At 60.5% G+C, this 24,037-nt stretch carries 24 protein-coding genes and 1 tRNA gene; 8 read left to right on the top strand and 17 right to left on the bottom strand.

Annotated features, from left to right (window positions below; all coding sequences use genetic code 11):
• Positions 1-29 precede the first annotated feature (29 nt).
• Both ACK3R5_RS01220 and ACK3R5_RS01215 read right to left on the bottom strand, forming a co-directional pair.
• Positions 30-833 (bottom strand): ABC transporter permease subunit, encoded by an 804-nt coding sequence (locus tag ACK3R5_RS01220; protein WP_411965256.1) that lies wholly within the window; start codon positions 831-833, stop codon positions 30-32.
• The gene (locus ACK3R5_RS01215; RefSeq protein WP_411965255.1) at positions 826-1,848 is read right to left on the bottom strand and encodes an ABC transporter ATP-binding protein; all 1,023 of its coding nucleotides are present in this window, start codon (positions 1,846-1,848) and stop codon (positions 826-828) included. The genes ACK3R5_RS01220 and ACK3R5_RS01215 overlap by 8 nt, the downstream gene beginning before the upstream one ends.
• Positions 1,849-1,982: 134 nt before the next feature.
• Here ACK3R5_RS01215 and ACK3R5_RS01210 point away from each other — a divergent pair, with 134 nt between their 5' ends.
• Positions 1,983-3,935 carry a COG1361 S-layer family protein gene (locus ACK3R5_RS01210; protein ID WP_411967794.1) on the top strand — a complete coding sequence of 651 codons (1,953 nt, stop codon included), beginning with the start codon at positions 1,983-1,985 and terminating at the stop codon, positions 3,933-3,935.
• Between the two features lie 23 nt (positions 3,936-3,958).
• On the opposite strand, the gene uvrA is transcribed toward ACK3R5_RS01210, so the two are convergent.
• Entirely contained in the window at positions 3,959-6,907 is a 2,949-nt protein-coding gene (gene uvrA / locus ACK3R5_RS01205) for an excinuclease ABC subunit UvrA (protein WP_411967793.1), read from the bottom strand.
• A 97-nt stretch (positions 6,908-7,004) separates the two neighbouring features.
• On the bottom strand, positions 7,005-7,361 hold the full coding sequence (gene sepF / locus ACK3R5_RS01200) for a cell division protein SepF (RefSeq protein WP_411965252.1): 357 nt from the start codon (positions 7,359-7,361) through the stop codon (positions 7,005-7,007).
• A 156-nt stretch (positions 7,362-7,517) separates the two neighbouring features.
• On the opposite strand from sepF, the gene ACK3R5_RS01195 reads away from it, so the two are divergent.
• Positions 7,518-8,195 carry a DUF1028 domain-containing protein gene (locus ACK3R5_RS01195; RefSeq protein WP_411967792.1) on the top strand — a complete coding sequence of 226 codons (678 nt, stop codon included), beginning with the start codon at positions 7,518-7,520 and terminating at the stop codon, positions 8,193-8,195.
• A gap of 30 nt (positions 8,196-8,225) precedes the next feature.
• Here the strand turns inward: ACK3R5_RS01195 and ACK3R5_RS01190 are convergent, their stop codons facing one another.
• Positions 8,226-8,705 (bottom strand): RNA-binding protein, encoded by a 480-nt coding sequence (locus ACK3R5_RS01190; protein WP_411965250.1) that lies wholly within the window; start codon positions 8,703-8,705, stop codon positions 8,226-8,228.
• A gap of 136 nt (positions 8,706-8,841) precedes the next feature.
• Here ACK3R5_RS01190 and ACK3R5_RS01185 point away from each other — a divergent pair, with 136 nt between their 5' ends.
• From ACK3R5_RS01185 to ACK3R5_RS01175, 3 genes are all read left to right on the top strand, one after another.
• Positions 8,842-9,144 carry a hypothetical protein gene (locus ACK3R5_RS01185; RefSeq protein WP_411967791.1) on the top strand — a complete coding sequence of 101 codons (303 nt, stop codon included), beginning with the start codon at positions 8,842-8,844 and terminating at the stop codon, positions 9,142-9,144.
• A 140-nt stretch (positions 9,145-9,284) separates the two neighbouring features.
• Positions 9,285-10,604, top strand: a complete 1,320-nt coding sequence (locus tag ACK3R5_RS01180) for an RNB domain-containing ribonuclease (protein ID WP_411965248.1) — start codon at positions 9,285-9,287, stop codon at positions 10,602-10,604.
• A gap of 57 nt (positions 10,605-10,661) precedes the next feature.
• Entirely contained in the window at positions 10,662-10,880 is a 219-nt protein-coding gene (locus tag ACK3R5_RS01175; protein WP_411967790.1) for a hypothetical protein, read from the top strand.
• 12 nt (positions 10,881-10,892) lie between these two features.
• Here the strand turns inward: ACK3R5_RS01175 and ACK3R5_RS01170 are convergent, their stop codons facing one another.
• The 3 genes from ACK3R5_RS01170 to ACK3R5_RS01160 form a co-directional block, all read right to left on the bottom strand.
• Positions 10,893-11,126: a hypothetical protein gene (locus tag ACK3R5_RS01170; RefSeq protein ID WP_411965246.1), complete on the bottom strand. Its 234-nt coding sequence runs from the start codon at positions 11,124-11,126 to the stop codon at positions 10,893-10,895.
• A gap of 34 nt (positions 11,127-11,160) precedes the next feature.
• Complete coding sequence (locus ACK3R5_RS01165) at positions 11,161-11,538, bottom strand: hypothetical protein (RefSeq protein WP_411965245.1); 378 nt, start codon at positions 11,536-11,538, stop codon at positions 11,161-11,163.
• A 77-nt stretch (positions 11,539-11,615) separates the two neighbouring features.
• Positions 11,616-11,816, bottom strand: coding sequence for a hypothetical protein (locus ACK3R5_RS01160; protein ID WP_411967789.1), 201 nt, complete (start codon positions 11,814-11,816; stop codon positions 11,616-11,618).
• A gap of 105 nt (positions 11,817-11,921) precedes the next feature.
• Between ACK3R5_RS01160 and ACK3R5_RS01155 the strand changes: the two genes are divergently transcribed.
• Positions 11,922-12,362, top strand: a complete 441-nt coding sequence (locus ACK3R5_RS01155; protein ID WP_411967788.1) for a hypothetical protein — start codon at positions 11,922-11,924, stop codon at positions 12,360-12,362.
• Positions 12,363-12,652: 290 nt separating this feature from the next.
• On the opposite strand, the gene ACK3R5_RS01150 is transcribed toward ACK3R5_RS01155, so the two are convergent.
• Positions 12,653-13,567, bottom strand: coding sequence for a hypothetical protein (locus ACK3R5_RS01150; protein ID WP_411967787.1), 915 nt, complete (start codon positions 13,565-13,567; stop codon positions 12,653-12,655).
• Positions 13,568-13,963: 396 nt separating this feature from the next.
• Between ACK3R5_RS01150 and ACK3R5_RS01145 the strand changes: the two genes are divergently transcribed.
• Entirely contained in the window at positions 13,964-14,950 is a 987-nt protein-coding gene (locus ACK3R5_RS01145) for a hypothetical protein (protein WP_411967786.1), read from the top strand.
• Between the two features lie 815 nt (positions 14,951-15,765).
• Here ACK3R5_RS01145 and ACK3R5_RS01140 read toward each other — a convergent pair.
• The 6 genes from ACK3R5_RS01140 to ACK3R5_RS01115 form a co-directional block, all read right to left on the bottom strand.
• Positions 15,766-15,837, bottom strand: a tRNA-Ala gene (locus tag ACK3R5_RS01140).
• 283 nt (positions 15,838-16,120) lie between these two features.
• Entirely contained in the window at positions 16,121-16,429 is a 309-nt protein-coding gene (gene rpsJ, locus ACK3R5_RS01135; RefSeq protein WP_004044563.1) for a 30S ribosomal protein S10, read from the bottom strand.
• Positions 16,430-16,431: 2 nt separating this feature from the next.
• Positions 16,432-17,697, bottom strand: coding sequence for a translation elongation factor EF-1 subunit alpha (gene tuf, locus ACK3R5_RS01130; protein WP_411965244.1), 1,266 nt, complete (start codon positions 17,695-17,697; stop codon positions 16,432-16,434).
• Positions 17,698-17,886: 189 nt separating this feature from the next.
• The gene (locus ACK3R5_RS01125) at positions 17,887-18,840 is read right to left on the bottom strand and encodes a homoserine dehydrogenase (protein WP_411965243.1); all 954 of its coding nucleotides are present in this window, start codon (positions 18,838-18,840) and stop codon (positions 17,887-17,889) included.
• Positions 18,837-19,418 (bottom strand): amino acid-binding protein, encoded by a 582-nt coding sequence (locus ACK3R5_RS01120; RefSeq protein ID WP_411965242.1) that lies wholly within the window; start codon positions 19,416-19,418, stop codon positions 18,837-18,839. The genes ACK3R5_RS01125 and ACK3R5_RS01120 overlap by 4 nt, the downstream gene beginning before the upstream one ends.
• 295 nt (positions 19,419-19,713) lie before the next feature.
• Positions 19,714-21,897, bottom strand: coding sequence for an elongation factor EF-2 (locus ACK3R5_RS01115; RefSeq protein WP_411965241.1), 2,184 nt, complete (start codon positions 21,895-21,897; stop codon positions 19,714-19,716).
• Positions 21,898-22,085: 188 nt separating this feature from the next.
• Here ACK3R5_RS01115 and ACK3R5_RS01110 point away from each other — a divergent pair, with 188 nt between their 5' ends.
• The gene (locus tag ACK3R5_RS01110; RefSeq protein ID WP_411967785.1) at positions 22,086-22,841 is read left to right on the top strand and encodes a DUF5781 family protein; all 756 of its coding nucleotides are present in this window, start codon (positions 22,086-22,088) and stop codon (positions 22,839-22,841) included.
• Positions 22,842-22,945: 104 nt separating this feature from the next.
• On the opposite strand, the gene ACK3R5_RS01105 is transcribed toward ACK3R5_RS01110, so the two are convergent.
• Both ACK3R5_RS01105 and ACK3R5_RS01100 read right to left on the bottom strand, forming a co-directional pair.
• Positions 22,946-23,560: a 30S ribosomal protein S7 gene (locus ACK3R5_RS01105; protein ID WP_411965239.1), complete on the bottom strand. Its 615-nt coding sequence runs from the start codon at positions 23,558-23,560 to the stop codon at positions 22,946-22,948.
• 2 nt (positions 23,561-23,562) lie between these two features.
• Positions 23,563-23,991, bottom strand: a complete 429-nt coding sequence (locus ACK3R5_RS01100; protein WP_004058161.1) for a 30S ribosomal protein S12 — start codon at positions 23,989-23,991, stop codon at positions 23,563-23,565.
• Positions 23,992-24,037 lie beyond the last annotated feature (46 nt).

The raw sequence follows: 24,037 nt of genomic DNA, 5'->3' as shown, positions 1-24,037 counted from the left end.
AAACGAGGCAGGCAGACAGGTACCGAGGGCTAGGACAGGTCGCGGCGTTCGAACACTTCGGCGGCGAGCACCACGAGGACACACGCGGTGACGAAGAGGACGGCCACTCCGCCCCAGTCGACGTCGCCGGCGACGAGGAGTTCGCCGGGGTCGATGTAGCGGGTGAGCGACAGCGACCCGAGGAACTCGTAGTCCGTGTCGGTCGTCAGCGAGTCGAGGAGGAACGTCCCGAAGACGATGCCGATAGCGGCACCCTGTGCCCGGCGCACGCGCTGGAAGAACGCCGACGCGAGCAGGCCGACGGCGACGCAGTCGACGAGATAGAGCCCACCGACTGCGTGCACCAAGAGGAGTCGGGAGAAGTGAATCTCTTCGTCGATGAACCCCGCGCCGACGATGACGGCCACGAAGACGGCGAGGTTGACGACCAGTATCGCCGGGAGCATCGCGAGGAACTTCCCGACGACGAATCGAGTCCGGGAGATGGGGCGAACGAGGACGATTTCGATGGAGTTGCGGTCGACTTCGGTGGCGATGAGCGACCCTGCGGCGTAGGCGAAGTAACTCCCGACGATGAGCAACCAGACGAGTTGGTAGAGTTCGATGACGAGGTATCCCTCCAACGACGAGATGTCGGTGACGCTGCCGACGAACGCCGTGCGGAACTCTTCGGGGTACGACTCCAGCAGTTCGTTGAAGTCGACGTCCGCCTGTCCGAACGAGGGGAACACGGCAATCGTGAGTCCCGCCGTCGCCACCAGTAACGCGCTGACGATGAGGATGCCACGCCGACGCTGGTCGAACTCGAACAGCGCGATGTCGAGTTCACGCATCAGCGACCTCTTCTGTGTCTTCGCTCACGGCGTCGTCACGAGTGGGGTGGCGACGTTCGTCGTGAGGCCACTCGTCGCCATCGTCACCGTCGTCGTCGCCACCACCATCGGCACCGCTGTCGCCCTCGTCGTCGGCGTCGTAGAAGTGCATGAACACGTCTTCGATGGCCGTCTCGCGGACTTCCAGGTCGTCGATGCGGTAGCCTTCGAGCGCGTCTACCAGTCCGTCGTAGTTCCCCGAGATGACGAGACGGAGCGACCCATCGGGTTCGAATCGGGCGTCGATGGTCTCGTCGAAGTCGAAGTCGGCAGGGTCGATAGGGTCCGGCGACTGGACCGTGACGACCTTTCCACTCCGTTCGAGTAAGTCGTCGATAGCTTCGACGGCGACGAGTCGCCCGTTGCGGATGATAGCCACCTGGTCGCACACCTGGCGGACCTCTCCGAGGATGTGGGTCGAAAAGAAGACCGTCACGCCTCGGTCACGTTCCTCGTGGAGGAAGTCGTAGAACTCCTGTTGGACGAGGGGGTCCAGCCCGGAGGTCGGTTCGTCCATCACGACCACCCGCGGATCGTGCATGAACGCCTGCACGATGGCGAGTTTCTGGCGGTTTCCCCGCGAATAGCCTCGGACCGGCCGGTCGAGCGGGACCGGGAAGCGTTCGAGGAGTTCGTCGCGTCGCTCGTCGCCGCCGAGACTCGCCAGATAGTCCAGCGTCTTTCGACCCGTCACGTCGTCGTAGAACTGCGGGTCACCCGGGATGTGACCAATCTGGTGTCGAACGTCGAGGAACTCCTCTCTGTCGTCGATGGGGGCACCGAGGATGCTCGCCGTTCCGTCGGTCGGTTTGAGAAAACCGAGGAGGAGTCGAATCGTCGTCGATTTCCCCGCCCCGTTCGGGCCGAGGAATCCGAACAGTTCTCCCTCCGGAACCGTCAGGTCGAGGTCCTCGATACCGCGAACGTCCCCGTAGTACTTGGTCAGGCCCTCGATGTCGATGGCGGGGACGGTCATAGAGAACGATACGAGCGGTGTGAACCTATTCCTTACGCGACGTTTTCACCTCGTGAGAGACGGAGAGCGGGTTAATATTACACAAAACCAATATGAATCGACCGAGCGAGGGCCACCTTCCGGTTTGTTTCACCATGTCTCTACACACACGGCGATGGAGCGTCGTACTCCTTGCGGCACTGATAGTACTGTCCTCGCTCGTCGGAGCGACCGGAACTGCGGCGGCGGCAACCCGCATCTCGGGGAGTCCGGACCTCTCTCTCGTCGCCCCGGACAACCGACTCGTCGCCGGTAGCGAGACAGTCGTCGAGGTGTTCGTCGTCAACACGGGAACCGTCACAGAAGACGGTCCCGAAGAGTACGAGGCCCTCGTGCAGACGGCCCGAGCGCTGACCCTCGATGCGGAGTCAGACGGGCCGATAACCGTCGCCAGTGGCGAGACGCCGGTCGGTACCGTCGCCGAGGGCGTCTCCGGTCCGGTCCCGCTCAGACTCCGCGTCGCTGAGGGCGCGAAGCCAGGTGTCTACGACGTGCCGGTCGAACTCTCCTACGAGTACACCGCCTCCGTCTTCGTCGACGGCGAGAACGTCGAGACGACGCACCGAAGTCGAACGATTACGCGTGACCTCCGCGTCGTCGTCGAGCGACGCCCCGCGTTCGACGTGCAGTCTGTCGATTCGACCCTCGCCGTCGGTGACTCGGGGACGATTGCCTTCGACCTGGAGAACGTCGGTCCGGTAGCTGCCGAAGACGCCACCGTGACTATCACGTCGACCGACCCCGAGATTTCCTTCGGAAACGGCGCGGCGGCGGCGGAGAGTTTCGTCGGGTCGTGGGAGGCGGGCGAGACCAAGCGCGTCGAGTTCCGAACCCGCGTCGCCGAGGACGCAATCGTCCGCAACTACTCGGTGAGCATGACGGTTGCCTACCGCGACGAAGATGGCCAGGACCGGACCTCGCGGACACTCGTCGCCGGCATCGCCCCGATTCGCGGTGCCGACTTCGAACTGGTCGACGTCGATGCCGCCGTCGCTGTCGGCGACACCGGCACGTTGACGCTCGAACTCCAGAACGTCGGCGACACGACTGCGACGAGCACCACCGTCGGTCTGCAATCGACCGACTCCGAGGTGACGTTCGGTGCTGGTGCACCCGCCGCAGAGGCCTACGTCGGCACGTGGGAACCCGGCGAGACCAAACAGGTGAGTTTCCGGACTCGCGTCGCCGACGACGCCCTCGACAGGCCCTACTCACTCGACGTTGCCGTGACGTTCCGCAACCCCGGCGGTGAGCGAAAGACCGAATCGCTCGTCGCTGGCCTCGACCCCGGCGCCGGCCCGGCCTTCCGCGTCGCCATCACCGAGAGTAGCCTCCGCGTCGGTGGCGTCGGCAGCGTCTCCGGAACCGTCGAAAACGTCGGCGAAGGCGAGGCACGTGACGTGGTCCTGCGACTCGCACCCACCGACCCCACGATGACGCCAACCGACCTCGAAGTGACAGTCGGGACGCTCGGACCGGGCGACTCGGCCGACTTCGAGTACGCTATCGGACTGGCCGACGGCACGGCACCGGGAACACGCCGTCTCCCCTTCGTCGTCGAGTACCGCCCGCCGGGCGACGAGATGCGAGCGAGCGACCAGACGGACGTACTCGCGGCGGTGAGTGCGCGCAACCCTGCGCTCTCGGTGGAACCGCAGAACGCGACGTTCGAAGTCGATTCGACCGGTCAACTCGCGCTCGCGGTGACGAATACCGACGACTCACCACAGACCGACGTGACGGTCAGACTCCTCGTCGAAGGCCCACTGTCGAGCGAAGACGCCGTGGCGTTCATCCCGCGACTCGAACCGGGTGAGACGCGCGTCGTCGCCTTCGACTTGGAAGTCGGCGACGAGGCAGTGCCGAAGACACAGGTTGCCGCCGTCAACGTGAGTTACAAAGACGACGCCGGACGACAACTGTCGGCCGGAACCCAGCAAATCGCCATCGAAGTCGTCGAACCGGCGACGACGTTCCCCGTCCTCCCCGCCGCGGTGGCGATTCTCGCGCTCGCTGGCGTGGGCTACTGGTGGTTCCGGCGACGGTGACGTGAAAACAGAACCGCGAGCGCTCAGTCGTCGTTCGGCACTTTCGCCGGTTTGCGACGGTCCGAACGCGGCCCTTCTTTGTCCACTTTCGGGAGGTGGTCACGGAGATATCGCCCCGTGTGTGAGTCGGGATTCTGTGCAATCTCTTCGGGCGTCCCGCTGGCGACGATGTTCCCGCCGTTTTCGCCACCTTCGGGCCCTAAGTCGATGATGTAGTCGGCGTTCTTCACGAGGTCCAGTTCGTGTTCGACTACGAGGACGGTGTTGCCGTTGTCCACGAGTCGCTGGAGCACGTCGATGAGTTTCCGCTCGTCTTCCTTGTGGAGACCCGTCGTCGGTTCGTCCAGCAGATAGAGCGTGTCGCCCGTCTGTTTCTTCCCGAGTTCTTCTGCGAGTTTGACGCGCTGGGCTTCCCCACCGGAGAGCGTCGTCGATGGCTGACCGAGTTGCATGTAGCCCAGTCCGACGTCGTGGAGCAGTTGGAGGCGACGGCGAATCTGTGAGTTCGCCTCGAAGAAGTCGAGCGCTTCGTCGACTTCCATCTGGAGCACGTCCGCGATGGTCTTGTCCTTGTAGCGAACGTCGAGCGTCTCGGCGTTGTACCGCTTGCCGTTACACTCCTCACAGGGGACGTAGACGTCCGAGAGGAAGTTCATCTCGATTTTGACGTTCCCCTGGCCTTTACAGGCCTCACAGCGCCCGCCCTTGACGTTGAACGAGAAGCGACCTTTCTCGTAGCCACGCTGTTTCGAGAGTTTCGTCTCGGCGAACAGTTCGCGCACGTAGTCGAAGACGCCGGTGTACGTCGCGGGGTTCGACCGGGGCGTGCGACCGATAGGCGACTGGTCGATGAGGCGGACCGTCTCTATCTGGTCGTACCCGTCAATGCCGTCGTGTTCACCCGGGTCCACCGAGGTGTTGTCGTTCATCCGGCGGGCGAGTCCCTTGTAGAGAATCTCGTGCATGAGCGTGGACTTGCCCGACCCGGAGACGCCGGTGATGGCCGTGAACGTCCCGAGTTGGATGGGTACGTCGAGGTTCTTGAGGTTGTGCTGGCGCGCGCCGCGGACGACGAGTTCGCCGTCGCCCTCGCGTCGCGTGTCGGGAACGTCGATGTCCTTGCGGCCCGAGAGGTAGTCGGCAGTGATGGAGTTGTCCGCCGCGACGATGTCGTCGAAGTCGCCCTGCGCGACGACTTCACCGCCGCGCTTGCCCGGACCGGGACCCATGTCGATAATCTCGTCGGCCCGGCGCATCGTCTCCTCGTCGTGTTCGACGACGATGAGCGTGTTTCCGAGGTCACGCAGGCCTTCGAGCGTGTTGAGCAGTTTGTCGTTGTCGCGCTGGTGGAGGCCGATAGAGGGTTCGTCGAGGACGTAGAGGACGCCCACGAGACCCGACCCGACCTGCGTCGCGAGACGGATGCGCTGTGACTCGCCGCCCGAGAGCGTCGCCGCTTCACGGTCCAGTGTGAGATACTCCAGACCGACTTCAGTCATGAAGCCAAGTCGGGCACGAATCTCCTTGCAAATCTCCTGTGCGATGGTCCGTTCTCGGTCCGTCAACTCGGCTTCGAGGCCCTCGAAATGTTCGAGCGCGTCGATGATGCTCAGACGGTTGACTTCGGGGAGCGTCGTCCCGCCGACGCGGACGTGTCGCGACTGCTCTTTGAGACGCGACCCGTTACAGTCGGGGCAGGTGGTGACGGCCATGAACTCCTCGATGTGGTCGCGCGTCCGGTCGGAGTCCGTCTCGACGTGCCGGCGTTCGAGGTTGCCGACGACGCCCTCGAAGGGGTGTTCTTTGTGTCGCGTGCCGTTCTTCGTCGTCCACTCGAACACCACGTCTTCGGTGGTTCCGAAGAGGAACGCGTCCTGTACCTCGTCGCTTAGGTCCTCGAACGGCGTGGTCACGCTGACGCCGAAGTGCTCGGCGACGCAGTCGATTTGCCGCTGGTAGTAGGTCCGGTTGTAACTCCACGGTTCGAAGACGTGTTTGAGCGGTTTCGAGGGGTCGGTGACGACGAGGGCAGGGTCCACCTCTTTGGCCTTGCCGAGGCCCTCACACTCCGGACAGGCACCGTGCGGACTGTTGAAGGAGAACGACCGCGTCTCGATTTCCGAAAAGCGGAACGTGGAGTTCGGATTCCCGAGTTCTTCGGAGAACTCGACGACGAGTCGGTCGTCGCCCTCACCGGCGAGTGACCCGGTCGAACGCGTGTTCGACGCGAAGGGCAGGTCTTCCGGCGGGTCGGGGACGATGAGTTTGAGCACGCCCTGAGCCTCTTCGAGTGCCGTCTCCACGGAGTCGGCGATGCGAGAGCGCGCTTCCGGCGACACCTTCACCCGGTCGACGACGACGTCGATGGTGTGGTCGTAGTTCTTGTCGAGTTCCGGCGTCTCGAACGAGAGGTCGAACTCCTCGCCGTCGACTTCGACGCGGGCGTAGCCGTCGGCGACGAGGTCCGAAAAGAGGTCTTTGAACTCGCCTTTCTGGTCGCGGACGACCGGAGCGACGATTTTCGCTTTCGTCCCTGCGGGGAGTTCCAGAATCTGTTCGACCATGTCCTGTGCGGACTGCTCGCCGACTTCTTCGCCGGTGATGGGGTCGTACTGGGTGCCGACGCGCGCGTACAGGAGACGCAGGTAGTCGTGGAGTTCGGTGACCGTCCCGACGGTCGAACGCGGGTTGTTCGCCCCGTTCTTCTGGTCGATAGAGATTGCCGGTGACAGTCCCTCGACGGCCTCGACTTTCGGCTTGTCCATCTGGCCGAGGAAGTTGCGGGCGTACGCCGACAGCGATTCGATGTAGCGGCGCTGACCCTCCGCGTAGATGGTGTCGAACGCGAGAGAGGACTTGCCCGAGCCAGAGAGGCCGGTGACGACAGTGAACGTCTCGCGGGGGATACGGACGTCGAGGTCCTTGAGGTTGTGCTCTTCGGCACCGCGAACCTCGATGTGGTCCTTGCTCATTCAGAGGCCTCTAGGGACGAGGGGACCGAATAGCCATCGGTTCGGGCCATCCGAACCGGTTGTTTGGCTCCCTCCGTTCGCGGCCAGAGAATCCGAGTTAGGAGTTGAGTTTCGAGCGCGCGATGTTGACGTTCGTCGGGGTGATGATTAGCTGGTCGTCACCTTTCTGGACGATGTCGCCGTCGACTTCCCGCGCGACCTGACGCAAGTCGTCGATGATGTGTTCCATGGTACTGTCAGACGTCGTGTGTCGAGTGATATCCGCGATGACCATGTCGCCATCGTAGACGGCGTCTTTGATGGCGATAACGTCCTGCTGGCCACCGATTTCCGCGATGTGGACCGAGATACCGGTCGATGCGCGGGCGGTGTCAAAGTCGTCGAGGTCGAGTTCGACGTAGTCCTCGGTCGTCCGGGAGCCACCCCCACCGAGAATTTTGCTCATGATACCCATAGGACGTAGAGCGGTCACGAGAGGGTTAGTTCTTACGTCAGACAACTATCGACATCACGATACGTTTATCGACGATATCTCTCGGTAGACCGACGACAACCGGCGTTCTCGTCCGATTCCCTCGACTGTTTTACCGCACTCCGCCTGTGTCGTCGTATGACCTTCAGTATCTGCGTTCACGAGACGTACGTCGACGACGAGGGGGCCGACCAGCACCGGTTCGGCGTCGCCGTGACCACCCGACTCCCCGGTGTGGGCGCACTCTGTCCGCACGCGAGCGAAGACGGCGCGATAGCGACACAGTCGGTGACGAACGTCGAACTCGGGCGGAAGGGACTGGACTACCTCGCAGACGGACTCGCGGTAGACGACGCGCTCCAAGCGCTGTTGAACGCAGACGACGGGCGCGAACAGCGCCAACTCCACGGCGTCGACGCCGACGGGACGTTCGCCTTCACTGGCGAGGGGTGCCACGACTGGGCCGGCCATCGAACGGGGTCGGACTACACCGTCGCGGGGAACCTCCTCACGGGTGATTCAGTGGTCGATGCCGTAGCCGACTCCTACGAGGGTTCCGGACGCGACGAGCCGCTGGCAAAGCGACTCATCGACGCCCTCGGCGTGGGTCACGCGGAGGGTGGCGACAAGCGCGAGGACCTGCCGATACAGAGCGCCGCCGTCGTCGTCGCGACGACGGAAGACAGAGAGATGGACCCGTACTACGACGACTTGCGAGTGGACGCGACGGAGACGCCACTGCGCGACTTGCGCGAGACGTTCGCACTGGCGCGAGAGGGATACGAAGCGGCCGTCGAGAAGTACGCGACAGAGTAGTCAGAGCGAACCGACTGCCGAGAAGCGTGGTCAGACCGAGAAGTCGAACAGGTCGTCACCGACGTGGTGGATGGATTCGACGACTTTGCCGGAGTCGCCGACGAGGTCCGCGCCATCTTCGAGTGCGCGACCGATTGCGAGAATCTTGCCGTGGTTCTCCTCGGCGATGGCGACGAGGTCACCCGCCGAGATGGATTCGTCCGCCTCGGTGATGCCGGGACGCATCACGTCCGCACCGCTGGAGACGAACGAGACGGCACCTGCGTCCACCGTGACGACGTTCTTCGTCGGCGGGAACTGGTTCGCACCTTTGACCGTCAGGAAGGGTTCGTCGTCGACGTACATGACGGCGGGTTCGCCGTCCACGAGGACGACTTCGTAGTCGGCGTCCGCGAACTCCACTGCTTCGAAGGCGTCGCCGTCGATTTCGACACCGAGGAGCGACTGGACCGACTCTTTGACCGCCTGAATTTCGTCGTTGCGGAGATGGTGACGAGATTTGACCTTCATACCGTGTGGTGGACGCCGATGGCCGATAAATCGACCGCTCCGCGCCGACGGCCACCCCCGACTCGGCGGGCACTGCCAGGGTCGAGGCGGACCGACCGGAACAACAGATAAGTATGGGTGGGTCCACCACATCGGTATGTGGCGCTCCCGGACCAACCGGGACCGGAAGACTGTCGTCTGCATCGCGTGTGGTGATTCAGTGCTCCGGTCGGCGGCGCGTGAGTACGACAAAGAGGGGAACCGCTGGGAACGACACGGCAAGCGGTTCGAACACCTCTGTAAGGAGTGTTATCGCGACCTCTGTCACCAACCACGTGGCGAACTCGAAGGACTCCTCGTCGACATCGAAGAACACGGACTCTCTCAGACGGAGTTCCTCACTCGGTACTTCGACACCGTCACAGAGCGGTACGAGTCACCCGAAGAACGAGAGCGGTAACGTGGGCCGGTAGACTACGACGAAGGCCACTACAGACGCTCAGCGAACGTGATTCGCGACGACCGACGAGCGACTTCCTCTTCCGACGGCGACGCCGCGCCCCCGACACGCATTTCTCCCTGCCCCGTTAAGACGGGGCTATGTCAGACGACGCGCAGGCGTACGCCGGAACCGCCGAAGGGCAAGGCCCGGTCGAAATCGACGCCGAACTCGCGCGACACCTCCAGAACAAGCGCGAGGAACTGTTCGAGGAGTTCGAGATTCGCGACAAATTCCCGCCGGAAGTCCTCTCGGAGGCACGCGCCCGCACCGAAGGCGTCCACGAGGAGATAGAAGACGAGTTAGACCACCGCCAGGACCTTCGGGACCTGACGACGTGGACGACGGACCCTGTCGACGCACAGGACTTCGACGACGCCATCAGCATCCGCGAGAACGAAGAGACGTACACGCTGTGGGTCCACATCGCCGACGTGACCCACTACGTCCACCCCGGGTCGGAGATGTGGGCAGAGGCCGTCAAACGCGGCAACACCGTCTACCTCCCCGCGTATACGATTCACATGCTCCCGCCGGTGCTCGCCGAGACGGTCTGTTCACTCGTTCCGAACGAGGACCGATTGGCCCACACCGTGGAGATGGAAATCAAGAAGGACACGCTCTCGTTCGAATCTATCGACATCTACAAGTCCGTCATTCACTCCAACGAGCGACTCACCTACACGCAGTGTGAGAACCGCCTCGACGACGAGGACGCGCCGCTCCACGATGAGAACGTGCTGGTCTACGACCTCGCAGACCAACTGCACGAACAGCGCAAAGAAGACGGGTCGCTCGTCCTCAACCCGAGTCGTGACCGCGCCCACACCATCATCGAAGAGTGCATGCTGAAGGCCAACAAGGCCGTCACGCACGAACTCATGTGGAGTCGCGGTGTCGAAGCGATGTACCGCGTCCACCCGCAACCGACCCCCGACCAGTGGGACAAGGCGCTCCGTGAGATTACCGAACTCGACGGCGTGAGCATCAAGTCCACGTCGTGGGACGAACCCCGGAAGGCCGTCAACGACGCCCTCGAAACCGCGAACTCTCGCTCGCTCAACAAGATTCAGCGCGCCGTGTTGAAGGTCATGCCCCGCGCGAAGTACATGAACGACCCCTTCGGCGGTCACTACGCGCTCAACTTCGACATCTACGGCCACTTCACGTCGCCCATCCGCCGTCTGTCGGACCTCATCAACCACTGGATCGTCCACGAGAACGACGTCCCCGAGGACCTCGTGGAACTCTGTGACCGCGCGTCGGACCGCCAGAAAGACGCCGAGACGGCCGAGCGCCTCTACAAACAGTTCCTCCAGGAAGTCGGCCTCGACCCCTACGCAGTCAACAACCGCGGTATCGTCACCGTCGACGACGACGGCGACGTCATCGACGACAAGGGCCTCCCGCCGCGCGAGTAACGCAGACTTCCTCGTTTTCAACCTACATTTTTTCGTCTCACGCACCGTCGTGAGCGTATGAACAGAGTACAGACGACCATCCTAGACGGTCTCTTCGCGTTCCTCGTGGGGTTCCTCGTCGGGTCGCTTACCGACGGGTGGAGAACAGGACTTCGTGCAGGCGCGACTGCGGCCGTCGTCTCGGCTGTCGTCACGTGGCTAGTCTACGGCGTGCTGGAAGTCGAGACGCTGGTCGAAGAGACGACTATCGACGCCGAGCGAGTCTCGGTCGAGTGATTCCGCAAGCCGTTACTGCTTGTGGGTGAACAACAGCACGTCGTCGTCGTGCGTGGTCACACAGAGGTCGAGCAGCATGCTCAGTTCGAGACTGTTGTAGTCGTTCTCGCAGACGACCAAGTCGTCGAACGGTTTCTCGCAGGCCGGACAGGCGATAGAGACGGTGTTCTGGTAGGTGGTGACCCCGTTGCTAGACTCGTACGGCGTGAGCGACGACCGAAGTTCGTCGAGTTCCTCGTCGTTCATACGCAGTGTGTGTGCAGTGCGAGTGTATAATTCTTCACGGTCGGACACACTCACCGTCCAGTCCACACGCCCACCGAAAGTGCGGGTGAATCCACGATAGTTCGCCGGCGTGTCGTTCGACCCACGACGCCGGGTCACTCAACCGGCGTGAGAGCACCCGCGCGTCGTCTTCGTGCGTTCCCTCCCGGTCGAACGGCACCGATTCGAGCGTCCGCGACGCGGGATTGAAGAACACCGCTCGCTGGGTGTCCTCGTTCAGCGCGACGAGACGCGACCCGTTGGCGTCCTTCTGTAAGAGTGCCTGCGCCATCCGGTGCTGATAGACGCCTCGGCGCGTCTCGCGGAGTGTCGCGACGACGTCCCGAAAGAGGGCAGTCGGGTCCGACGGGGGTTCGGCCTGTTCAGTTCCCATACCCGTGGCGTCGGCGTCGGGTGTTAAGAGGGTCCGCCAAGGGCGGAGTGAAAGTGAAGGAATCGGTGGAAGTGGAGTCAGGGCGTGTACCGCCTGAACAGCGGGACGAACGGTTTGACGAGCAGGAGCGCGACTGCGACGAAGGCGTACAGCGTCCACTCACTGGGCATCCCGACTGTTCGGAGGGCGAACGTGATGCCGAGGGCGAGGAGGACGTACACCCAGAAGACGGCGACGACAGGGAGATAGCCGTGCGTCGAGGCGGGTGTCTCGAACATGGGGGATTGTGGTGGGGTTGGAGTATGGGTGTTTTGGGGGTGGGTTTGTGTGAACCTGCAGGCGCACGAGACACTTACTGTCGATATGTCAACGAGTATGTGGCTATGCCCTCCAACTGGCGACTCATCCTCGTGGTCACACTCGTCCTCCTCGCCAGGTGTGCCGGACTCGGCGGGTCAGAGACGGTCAGTGAACCATCGGACCCGATGACGACGAAGACGACTGTGGTGGAGGCGACAGACCCCACTGAGACGACTGTAGAGACGACGGCGATGACTGCCGACGACTCGCCCATGTACGGGACGGAATTCGTCTCTGTGTCGAAACTAGAGAATCAGAGTCGGTACTTCGAGTGGCCGGAGAATCAGTCGGTTCACTTCGAGAATCTGAGCGAGTCGCGACAGCAGGTGTTCGTGGACGCGCTGGATGGACAGGTGGAGTTCGGGCAGGATGAGGAGAATCCGTTTGGGTTCAACGACGAGAATCGGCCCGAGGTTCTGAAGTACGAGGGGACGTGGTATTTTGTTCGGGTTGCGATTGTTTAGGTGAGTCGCATCTCTCTTAATCGGACTCGGCCTGTACGTTCGGGAGGTGAAGGCTACGATTCACGAAGATATCTGGAGCACTCTCTCACGAATCGGGCGACTGGAGAAATCCCATATCCCAGATTTGGGTGGGGTCTTCGGCGATGATCGAGGCACTGACGCAGACGGTTGACCTGCCGCTGTGGCTGGTACTGACGTTGGAAGGGCATCATTGGTTGTTCGCCATAGTTGAGAATATTTGACCGAATTAAAGATTGCAGAAAATCACAGAGTCGTCTGTCGCTAGGTCACTACTCGAAATTTTTCTCATAACGTTTGATGAAATAAGAGAGGTACGCAGACGTTTGGTGTAGAACGAAGATACAGTAGTCTGAATCGATATCTATGTGCCTCTTTCTGTCACCGCCCATTCGATGTATCGTCACTCTGAGCGACTGTACAATGTGTGCTGCTTCTTCGCTCATTTGAGGACTATCTTCGAATAGCCCCTGCTCCTTTAGTACCTCAATGTAACGACCGACTCCTTTTCCTTCTTCTTCCCAGTTGTTTAAATCAGAGCAAATCTTTTCTGTAGTTAGCTCTAAGCTATTGTACAACTTCTCAATGAGAGCGGTTGTATGGGTACCGTCTTTGTACATTTCCCACGCCTTGTTATACGGAGCAAGTGGTTCGCTCCATCTCTCGCCCATCGCAAACACGCGAACCTCCTGGTCTGTATCAATGATTGTCTCATCTGAAACTTGTTGGAATTGAATAAACCCATCCTCTGGTGGGTGATATCCATTATTTTCAAATATCTCCTTTGAAGATGGTTTTATTTGGACCAGAATCCCTTCCTCTTCAAATGTCCTCTCTATTTTGTATATTATTTCAATTTTTTTATCTTTAGATAGAAATGGCGTTTCCGTGAATGCGACGTTCAGTACGTATTCTAGATAATCAAGAACAATATTGATATCATACGAATCATTTTTTAGGAACAGAAATTGTGATTCTTCGGCATCTCGAATCGTACCTGAATATATTCCTACTATGTTGTGACCTGTATAATCCTGCAGTTCTTTGTATCCCTTCTGTATGTGTTCACCATTAATGTCCTTCAATATATTTGCCAATCGGACCCTCGAATCCTCAGTAAGCTCTTCCCGTAATCTCGGTTTCGGTGGGCTATTTCTTTTACTCCACGGTATAAACCCAAAGAACATATGTACAATATGGCTTCTCGGTCAAAGGTAATGACGCTTTGGCCATCTGGAATACTATTCCCCGCCAAGAGACTTGTTGGCGGCCCCGAAGCAATCAAGCCCCCAGAAAACCCGCACCGCCGACGCTCCGACCGACGTGCCAACGACTACTGAATAGTTGCTTACGAGAGGCTGTACGACTGTATTCTTACTAATTGAGTTAGTGGTGGCCGGTCGAGGGCGTGTTTCATCGGCTATAGGCCCCCGACACTCGCGGAGTCACCAACAAGTCGCTTGACGAGGTCACTCCCTGAAACTTCGAATACATCAGTAACAGACTCCACCCAAATTGAGCATAGCGTGAAATGATATGTCTAGAGAAAATGTTTATCTACATTATTGAATAACTGGATAATAGTGCAGACATACAAACTGGTCCCATACTGGATACGGCTTCGACGGAAGCATGAAACAGACAACTACTGGGATTTGACCAATCTAAGCAATAGCCTGTCACTCACAGGACGGTCATTTATTTCTCTTTTCGAAGAGTTCTGTACAGCCATTCCGGGAACAGAAATTGACCCGGAAGCCGAAAGAACATTCACTGTTGAGGATTGGGAAAGTGGCAATAATACGATTGAAGGAACGTTTGTCGGGGGAAACTACGGACGCGGGGCGGGCCACTACGATACTGTGGAAGACGAACGCGACCCAGATGCCCGACCACCAAAAATAGCGGTTGAACAGCCGTATTACTTCTTCTGTCACGTTCCACAAAAAGACCGAACACGTGCTCTATTTTTGCTAGAGAAGGCAGGGAACAAAGGCGTGAAAACACACTTCGATAGGGTGTTCAAACGTGAGTTTATCGAAAGCATCGATAGGAATGTACACGTTGACATGAACCCAGTCGTCGATGCCGACTTGGTTGAGCAGATATTAGAAGCAGACCGCATTCTCAAGCTGAAGCTTGAAAAACAGCAAAAATCTGCCGCCCTTCACGATGACCTAGGACATATGTTTGACTCAGATGGTGGTGCTCTTAAAGAGCAGATCGAGTTAAAAGCTAGTCGGGGCGAAAGCCTACCGGTCATAAAAAGAGGGATCGAGAGAGTAATTCAAGCCCTCCAAAACACAGAAACAAGTGCTGTTGAGCTTCATGGACAGGAGTTTGATGAAGCGAAGTTCCAAATCGAGAAAAACGGGTCAAAACGAACAATCTCGATTTTCAAAGACGAGGTTGCAATGGAACGAATTGTTGACCCAAAGTCAGATGACCTTCTCCTAGACCATCAACGACATCCAGTTCCCTCTTCTATCTCCGAAATTGCACGTGAGTATGCAAACGAGATACTAAGACGGTATGGGGAAAACACAGTGTCAACAGAGAGCCAACTATAATGGGAATATTCAGCATCAGAGGGATAGCAAATCGACACTTTGAGTCTGTTAAGTCAGACTTAGCGATAGATAGTATGGTGTATGTGATATTCTTTGCATTTCCAGCAGTCATTTCGGCAGGTGTTGTTTACGTAGGTGCAACTTTAACACAGAATTTTAGCGGTATTATCATCTCTACGTTGGCTATTTTGATCGGCTTCTCAATTAGTGCAGTATCATCTCTAATCGACAAACCTAGCTCTTCTGCCTCATCTGGAATGAAGAGGCTGGTAAGGCAAACCAAAAGTCATGCAATTTATTCGATCTTGTCTGGCTTGTTAGTATTGACAGTCACAATCGCAGTACATATTCTATTCATGAGTGATGCAATTGTCGTCTCGACTACTTCCCAGTCAGTTATTTCCTTTATAGTCTACTTCGGGCTAGGACACTACGTAATCACGATGTATCTCCTTCCCGCTCGAATGTATGCCATTATCGGAAGTAGAGATTCCTAAGACTGTACCACCCGAAATATTGCTGGGTACACGGCCCTCCTGCCGGAGTCACGACTCGTTGGGTTGCGTCGCGAAAATGGTAGTGGACTCGCGGGGTCCCCACGAGCGAAGCGAGTGGGGGCAAGCGAGTCCATCGACTAAGGGAGTGAAACGACCGAAGGAGATGGACTCGCGGGGATGTTGAACCACGGTCGCTCCCGTTCGCTCGCGCTGCTCGCTCACCTCTCGCTCCCTGATTCAAATCCCCGCTCAGACAGGCATCAATACAGTCGATACACGCGGTTCGCTCCGCTCACCGGTGGTATCGACAGAAGTTGATGGACTCGCGGGGATTTGAACCCCGGGCCTCTTCCTTGCGAAGGAAGCGATCTACCACTGATCTACGAGCCCTCATTCCCACGGAGTCGTGGGATACACTTATACTCTATGTTTCGCCATCAGCCAGACAGACGATACCATCTCGCTGTCGGTCGATTTGGTCGTAGCTCGCTGGCGAGTCGTCGTCACCCACTCCACGAAAAGACTCGTCGGCGCGAGGCCGACGGGTCGAATCGAAGTGAGATGACACGCGCCTTAGCGCTGAACCCAGCTCGGGGGCAGAGCTTCCGGACGCGCGCCTCGACAGCCGCGAGTGTGACGCGAAGCGTCACGACGGTCCGAGGTGGGACCGTAGTTAGTCTTCGAGGACGATCTCGATGCTGACGTCGTTAGGGACCTGAACGCGCATCAGCTGGCGCAGAGCGCGTTCGTCAGCGTCGAGGTCGATCAGACGCTTGTGGACGCGCATCTCCCAATGTTCCCACGTCGCCGTCCCCTCGCCGTCAGGCGATTTGCGGGCAGGGACTTCGAGCGTTTTCGTGGGCAGCGGGATCGGCCCGCTGAGGTTGACGCCCGTCTTGTTCGCGATCTCGCGGACGTCGTCGCAGATATCGTCGAGGTCTTCCGGACTCGTGCCGGCGAGCCGAACGCGTGCCTGTTGCATCGTTATCGCTCGTTGACTTCGAGCACTTTGCCGGCCGCGATGGTCTGACCCATGTCACGGACAGCGAAGCTGCCGAGTTCCGGAATCTCGGAGGACGGCTCGATGCTGAGCGGTTTCTGCGGACGGACGGTCACGATGGCAGCGTCGCCGGACTTGATGAAGTCCGGGTTCTCCTCAGCGACCTCACCCGACGCGGGGTCGAGCTTCTGGTCGATGGACTCGATGGTACACGCGACCTGCGCCGTGTGGGCGTGGAAGACCGGCGTGTAGCCAGCGGTGATGACCGAGGGGTGCTGCATGACGACGACCTGTGCCTTGAACGTCTCGGCGACCTTCGGCGGGTCGTCAGCCGGGCCACAGACGTCGCCGCGGCGGATGTCGTCCTTGCCGACGCCACGAACGTTGAAACCAACGTTGTCGCCAGGACCAGCCTGGTCGACTTCTTCGTGGTGCATCTCGACGGTCTTGACTTCGCCACCGACGTCAGACGGCTGGAAGCTCACGTTGTCGCCGGGGTTGAGGGTACCCGTCTCGATACGTCCGACAGGGACGGTACCGATGCCGGAGATGGTGTAGACGTCCTGGATGGGGAGGCGCAGCGGCGCGTCCGTCGGCGGCGACGGGGCCGGCAGGTTGTTGAGTGCCTCGAGGAGGATGTCGCCCTTGTACCACGACGTGTTGTCGGAGCGCTCGGCGATGTTGTCGCCCTCGAAGGCCGAGATCGGCACGTAGGTCGCGTCGTCGGAGTTGAAGCGGACCTGCTTGAGGAGCTTGCCGACCTGCTCCTTGACCTCGTTGTACGTGTCTTCGCTGTAGTCGACGACGTCCATCTTGTTGACCGCGATGATGAGTTCGCCGATACCGAGCGTACGTGCGAGGAAGACGTGCTCGCGGGTCTGAGGTGCGACACCGTCGTCAGCAGCGACGACGAGGACCGCGTTGTCAGCCTGCGAAGCACCGGTGATCATGTTCTTGACGAAGTCGCGGTGGCCAGGACAGTCGACGATGGTGAAGTAGAACTCATCCGTGTCGAACTCCTGGTGGGCGATGTCGATCGTTACACCGCGCTCACGCTCTTCTGCAAGGTTGTCCATGACGTAGGCGAATTCGAATCCGCCCTTGCCTTTCTCCTCGGCCTCTTCTCGGTGCTGCTCGATGACGTGTTCCGGGACGGAACCGGTTTCGAACAGGAGTCGGCCGACGAGCGTACTCTTACCGTGGTCGACGTGGCCGATAATGGCCAAATTCTGGTGGGGTTTGTCGCTCATTGGTGTATTCACGCGCTAAGGCGCTCTGTGGGGGATGTTTTTGTTGAAACCCCTAAAACGATTTCGATACGGTCTACGGGCCGTCTAAGCGCCGTACTGCGATTTGCGGAACCATACCACGGTGGGTGACACTCGGTGACACTGATAGGTCACATCCAACGGAGACGGTCCGAGGAGGCCGAAAACGGGTTATTCGAGTCGGGAAACGTCGGACAGCACCGCCGTCGCAGTCTCCGGACCACCCGCTCCGCGGCCGCTGACGTTGAGTTGGCCGGCGTGTGTCGTCTCCAGTTGGACGATGTTCTGGGTGCCCGTCACGGCGAGCGCGGCACCCTGCGGGACCAGTCGCGGTGCCACGCGCACGCCGTCGGCAGTCGCCTCACCGATGAGTCGAACCGTGCGCCCATCTTCCGCGGCGAGGTCCAGCGCCGTGCCGGGGACGTTCCGAATCCCTTCGACAGACGCGTCGTCGAGCGTGTACTCGGCGTCACCGTCCGAGAGGACGTTCGCGAGGATGACGAACTTGAGCGCGGCGTCGATACCGTCGACGTCGAACGACGGGTCCGCCTCGGCCACGCCGAGGTCCTGGGCCTCCGCGAGGACGTGTTCGTAGTCGAGTCCTTCCGCGGCCATGCGCGAGAGGATGAAGTTGGCAGTCCCGTTGAGGACGCCGCGCGCGGCACTCACGTGGTTCGCGCCGAGGTCAGAGATGGTCGAGAGGACGGGAATCGCACCGCCGACGGTTGCCTCGAACTGCACGCGCCCCTCGCTCTCCGCTTCGAGGGCGCGCAGGTCGGCGTAGCGCTCGGCCACCGGTCCTTTGTTTGCGAGGACGACGTGTCTGTCGTCCGCCAGCGCGCGCTCGACGTGTGAGAAGCCAGGTTCGGCGTCACCGAGCGTCGTCGGCGTCGCCTCCACGAGGACGTCGTAGTCGGTGTCGAACACCGCGTCGAGGTCACCGTCACCGACGATGCCCTCGCGTTCTTTCCGGTCGTGGACCACCTGTGGGTCGAGTCCCGCGGGGTCGGTGACCGACGACGACGAGTCGGCGTAGGCGACGACTTCGTGGCCGTACTCGCCCGCGAGGTCCAACACGGACCCGCCGACTGCGCCCGCACCGAGGATGGCGAGTCGGAGCGTCATGCGGACTCCTCCGTGAGCGGTTCGACGACGTGGAGGTCTTTCTCGGCGGCGATGTCGCGGACGACGGTGAGCGCCTCTGCGGTCTTTCCGGACCGCGCGGCGAGTCTGAGTCGCGCGCTCGACGGTTCCTGCGTGCCGTCCGGTGCGGACAGCGAGAGGTCCTTCACCGCCGCGTCAGCGGACGCCTCGATACGGTGAAGCGTATCCGAGAGGTCGGAGTCGACGAGGTCACCGACGAGGATGAGCGTCACCTCCTCACCGAAGTGTTCCGCACCGGCGCGGATGACGTTGATACCGGCGTCGCGGAGCGCGTCGACGATACCCTCGAAGCGGTCCGGTGGGCATTCGAGGTCGACTTCCACCGGGATGTGACCGCGTGGGGTCAGGTTCCCGCGTTCGTGGAAGATAGAGAGCAAGTTGCCGCCGTTTTCGGCGATGGGTTGGAGCGCGGCGAGCAGTTGCCCGGGTTCGTCGACGAGTTCGAGGCGAACCGTGTGCGGTTTCGGCATCTCGCCACCACCGTCGGTTTCGGCGTCTACCTCGCCGTCGGCGTCGCTCTCGACGTCTTGTGCGCTCATCGTCCCACCTCCGTGGGCCGTCCCGGTGTTGTTGTCGGCGACGCGTAGTTCCGCCGTGGTTTCGCGTCGACGCGACAGGAGTCGGGAGACGTGCCCCTTCGCATATGTGTCCGTGATTCGGCCACGAGGTATAAGCCTTCGCAGGTGACACGGCTTGCCGATATCGTCCGCGTGGTGGCATATGACACGGATATTCGGCGGACGAGTGAGTCGAAACGGAGCGTGAGTCACGAAGCGACGCGCCGACGCAGTCGCTCGCGGGGTGATAAACGAAAGAAGAGCGCGAGGTGTGCGCTTAGATGTAGTCGATAGCCTGCGAGAGCTCGAGCTTCATGCCCTTGCGCTCGCGAATCTCCATAATCTTCTCGCGCTGGAGGTTGTCCGAGAGCACGCGGAAGCCAGCGTTCTCCGTGTTCCAGGAGGCGCGGCCTTCCGTCGCGGAGCGGACGTCAGAGGAGAAGCCAATCATCTCTTCGACGGGTGCGATACCCTCGATGACCATGAGGTCACCTTCCTGGTACATGTCGTCGACGCGGCCACGGCGACCCTGAATCTCGCCGGAGGCCGAGCCCATGTAGTCAGACGGAACGTCGATGCGGACGTTCTGGATGGGTTCGAGGAGCTTCACCTGACCCGCGATGAGCGAGCGGTGGACCGCGTCACGGACTGCAGGGATGACCTGCGCCGGACCACGGTGGATGGTGTCCTCGTGGAGCTTGGCGTCGTGCAGACGGAGGAGCGTCCCCTGGACGGGTTCCGCGGCGAGCGGACCGTCGTCGAGTGCCTCTTCGAGACCCTCGATGACGAGTTCCATCGTCTCGTTGAGGTGCTGGATACCCTTCGTGTCGTCGATGAGGATGTTCGTCCCGTGGATGTGTTCGACGTTCTGGGACGTGTCCTTGTCCATGCCGGCTTCCTGCAGTGCCTCGCGGCGCTCCAGTTCGGGCATGTCCATCGAGATTTCGCCGAGCTTGATGGAGTCGACGATGTCCTGCGAGAGGGGTTCCGCCGTGATGTAGAACTTGTTGTGGCGGTTCGGGGAGACACCCTCGACTTCGTGGGACGAACCCTGGACCTGCTCGCGGTAGACGACAATCGGCTCACCGGTGCGGACCGGGATGCCCTGGTTGTCGCGGATACGCTGCGTGATGACTTCGAGGTGGAGTTCACCCTGACCGGAGATGAGGTGCTCGCCGGTGTCCTCGTTGATTTCGATGCGGATGGTCGGGTCTTCCTTGGCGACCTGCTGGAGCGTCTCGATGAGCTTCGGCAGGTCGTCCATGCGCTCTGCCTCCACGGACTTCGTGATGACAGGCTCGGAGATGTGTTCGATGGACTCGAACGGCGTCATCTCCACGGAGGAGACGGTGGAACCCGCGATGGCGTCACGGAGACCCGTGACGGCCGCGATGTTCCCTGCGGGGACGCCGCGGTCGAGTTCCTCGCGTTCGCCACCCATGAAGACACCGACGGACTGGACGCGGTTCTTGCCCGCGGTCCCGGAGACGTAGAGCTCCTGACCCTTGCGGATGGTACCGGAGAAGAGACGACCCGTCGCGATTTCACCCGCGTGGGGGTCCATCGAGATGTCGGTCGCCATGAAGACGACTTCGCCGTCGTCGTCGACTTCGCGCATCTGGCGTGCGAGTTCGGTCTCGGAGTCACCACGCCAGACCGTCGGGATACGACGGGGCTGGGCTTCGAGCGGGTTGGGGAAGTGCTCCGCAACCATGTCGAGGACGACGTCCGAAAGCGGCGTGCGCTCGTGGAGTTCCTGACGGTCGCCAGCGCGTTCGAGTTCCATGATGTCGCCGAAGGAGATACCGGTCTCCTGCATCGACGGCATGGAGACACCCCACTTGTAGAGGGCGGACCCGAAGGCGACGGTCCCGTCTTCGACGGAGACGGTCCAATCGTAGTCCTTCTCTTTGGTCATCCCGCGGATGAGTTCGTTGACGTCGGAGATGACGTCGACGAGACGCTGTTGCATCTCCTCGGGACCTTCCTGCAGTTCGTTGATGAGGCGGTCGACCTTGTTGATGAACAGGGCCGGCTTGACACCCTCGCGGAGCGCCTGACGCAGGACCGTCTCGGTCTGCGGCATGGCACCTTCGACGGCGTCGACGACGACGAGCGCACCGTCGACGGCGCGCATCGCTCGCGTCACGTCGCCACCGAAGTCGACGTGGCCCGGCGTGTCGATGAGGTTGATGAGGTGGTTCTGGTCGTTCCACTCGTGAGTCATCGAGACGTTTGCCGCGTCGATGGTGATACCGCGTTCCTGTTCGTCTTCTTTCGTGTCCATCGCGAGCTGCTGCCCGGCCGTCTCGTCAGAGATCATGCCGGCACCCGCGAGGAGGTTGTCCGAAAGGGTCGTCTTCCCGTGGTCGACGTGAGCTGCGATGGCGATATTCCGGATTTGTCCCGGCTTGTCCATCAGTTTCTCACATTCTTGGACGATTTTCTTTCGTCGGCCCATTATACAGGGGTCTACCGGCAGGAGGGTCAAAAGAGTAGTGTTTTGTGCCAGCGAATTTCCCACCGTCAGGCGTCCTACTGCCGTGGTATGAGCATTTTTGTCACGATACACTGAGTGTCGTTCACACTATCTGGTTCCGACCGCTCGGCGCAAGAGTCATGTTGGTTGATAACATTACACACGTACGAATGGACCTCCGTGTACTCGGAGGCGCGCCCGCAGACCCGTTCTTGAGCGCCGCCGACCTGTTCGAAACCGAGTTCGACCTCGAATATCCCGTCTACGTCCACGTGCGCGACGACCCGGACACCCGCACGTGGGCCGCCCACTATCAGAACCGCCACGTCCTCAACATCTCACGACAGACGGCGATGAGCGCGATGGGCCGAGAACTCGCGCTCCACGAACTCTCGCACATGGCACGCAACGAGGAAGGCCACGCCTCACACTTCCAGTCGACAGACGAGGCGGTCTTTCTGGCGCTCGCCGGGCGAACGGTCGAACGCCGAAAACTCGCGCACTGTTATCAGATTGCGAATCACTGCAAGGACATCTACGCTGACGACCTGACGCTGTCGGTCGCACCCGCGAACAAACTCGTCCAATTCCTCGAATCGGAACTCGCCGCCGCCCTCGCAGACCGGCCACGGACGTCCGGTCGCCCGGGGTCACAACTCGTCACGACCGGGTCCGACCCGGAGATTACGGCGGTCAACGCGGCCTTCGCCCTCGCGTTAGCGGAGCGTCACGACCTCATCGACACCGACCACAGGCTCTACGACCTGGCCCACGCCGCCGCCGACGACGCTCCCTCTGTCTCGCTCGTGACGTTCAAAGATCACTTCCGCAACCTCGCGGCCGACCCCTCGAAGAGCGAGTACCGGCGCACGCTCGTGGACGTGGTGAAACACTACGTCGTCGGGTCGAACACCGCCGCCGACTGAGAGCGACGAACCGAGACGGACGCAGACGCGAACGCGGACACGAACGCGAACGACTGCTCGGTGCAGTCGCTCGGCGGGCGTGAAAAACGAAGAGAGAAGGGAGATTACCGGGCCGCTTCTGCGACGCGCTCTTTCTCTTCTTTCTGCGAGATAGCGTACGTCTGGACGTCGTAGTCCGCGGCGCCGATGAGCTGCTGTGCGAGTGATTCGGCGGCGGAGGTTTTCGTCTTGTAGGAGCCCTTGAGGGTACCCTGTGCGATGAACTTCAGCGCTTCGTCGACACGGCGCTGCGGTGCAACGTCGACGGCCTGCGGGACAGAGATGCCACCGTACTTGAGGCGGACGGTCTCTTCACGCGGACCGGCGTTCTCGACGGCGCGGATGAGAACCTGAACGGGGTTCTCTTCGGTGCGCTCGTCGACGATTTCGAACGCGTCCTTGACGATGTTGCTCGTCTTCTGCTTGTGGCCCGTGTTCTCTTCCGTCTGCATCAGACGGTTGATGAGGCGCTCGACGATGCTGATTTCGCTCTTCTTGAACTGCTTGGACGCGTGGCGGCCCATCGTGTGGGCGATTGGCGTCGCCTTGATGTACCGACTCATGCTGGGGTCGGTGTACTCCATCTCGGAGCAGTCCCAGACGCCGAACAGAAGCGCGTTCTGGTTGGCTTCCTCGCTGCTCGCGGGGGACTCGGGGTCGGGGGAGTCGCTTTCCGACATGGTTAGCGCACCGGCTTCTCAGCGTTTCCGCGGACGAGTTCGATCATCGAGACGCCGTTGACCTTCTCGACCTTGTAGTTGACACCCGAAAGGTCACCCATCGCACGACCCTTCGCACCACCGATACCGGCGATGGTCACTTCGTCGTGCTCGTCGATGAACGAGATTGCACCGTCACCGGGACAGAAGGCGGTGACCTGCTTACCGTTCTTGATGAGCTGAACACGGACACATTTCCGGATTGCCGAGTTCGGCTGCTTTGCTTCGATACCAACCTTCTCGAGGACGATGCCACGACCCTGTGGGGCACCCTCGAGCGGGTCGGACTTCTTGCCGAGACCGCGCTCACGGCGCGCGTACTCAGAGTCGGACCAGCGTCGCTTCTGCCGGTCTTTTTTGAGCTTGCGCGCGGCGTATTTGCCGTTCGCCATAGTGAACGTGATTTCCAGATGGAGATACTTAAGCCTCCCTTTTCGA

Source organism: Haloferax sp. YSSS75, assembly GCF_046764215.1.
In the GTDB taxonomy this organism is placed as follows: Archaea; Halobacteriota; Halobacteria; order Halobacteriales; family Haloferacaceae; genus Haloferax.
Note: the sequence above shows the minus strand (reverse complement) of the source record. Positions and strands in the feature narration are given on the sequence as shown.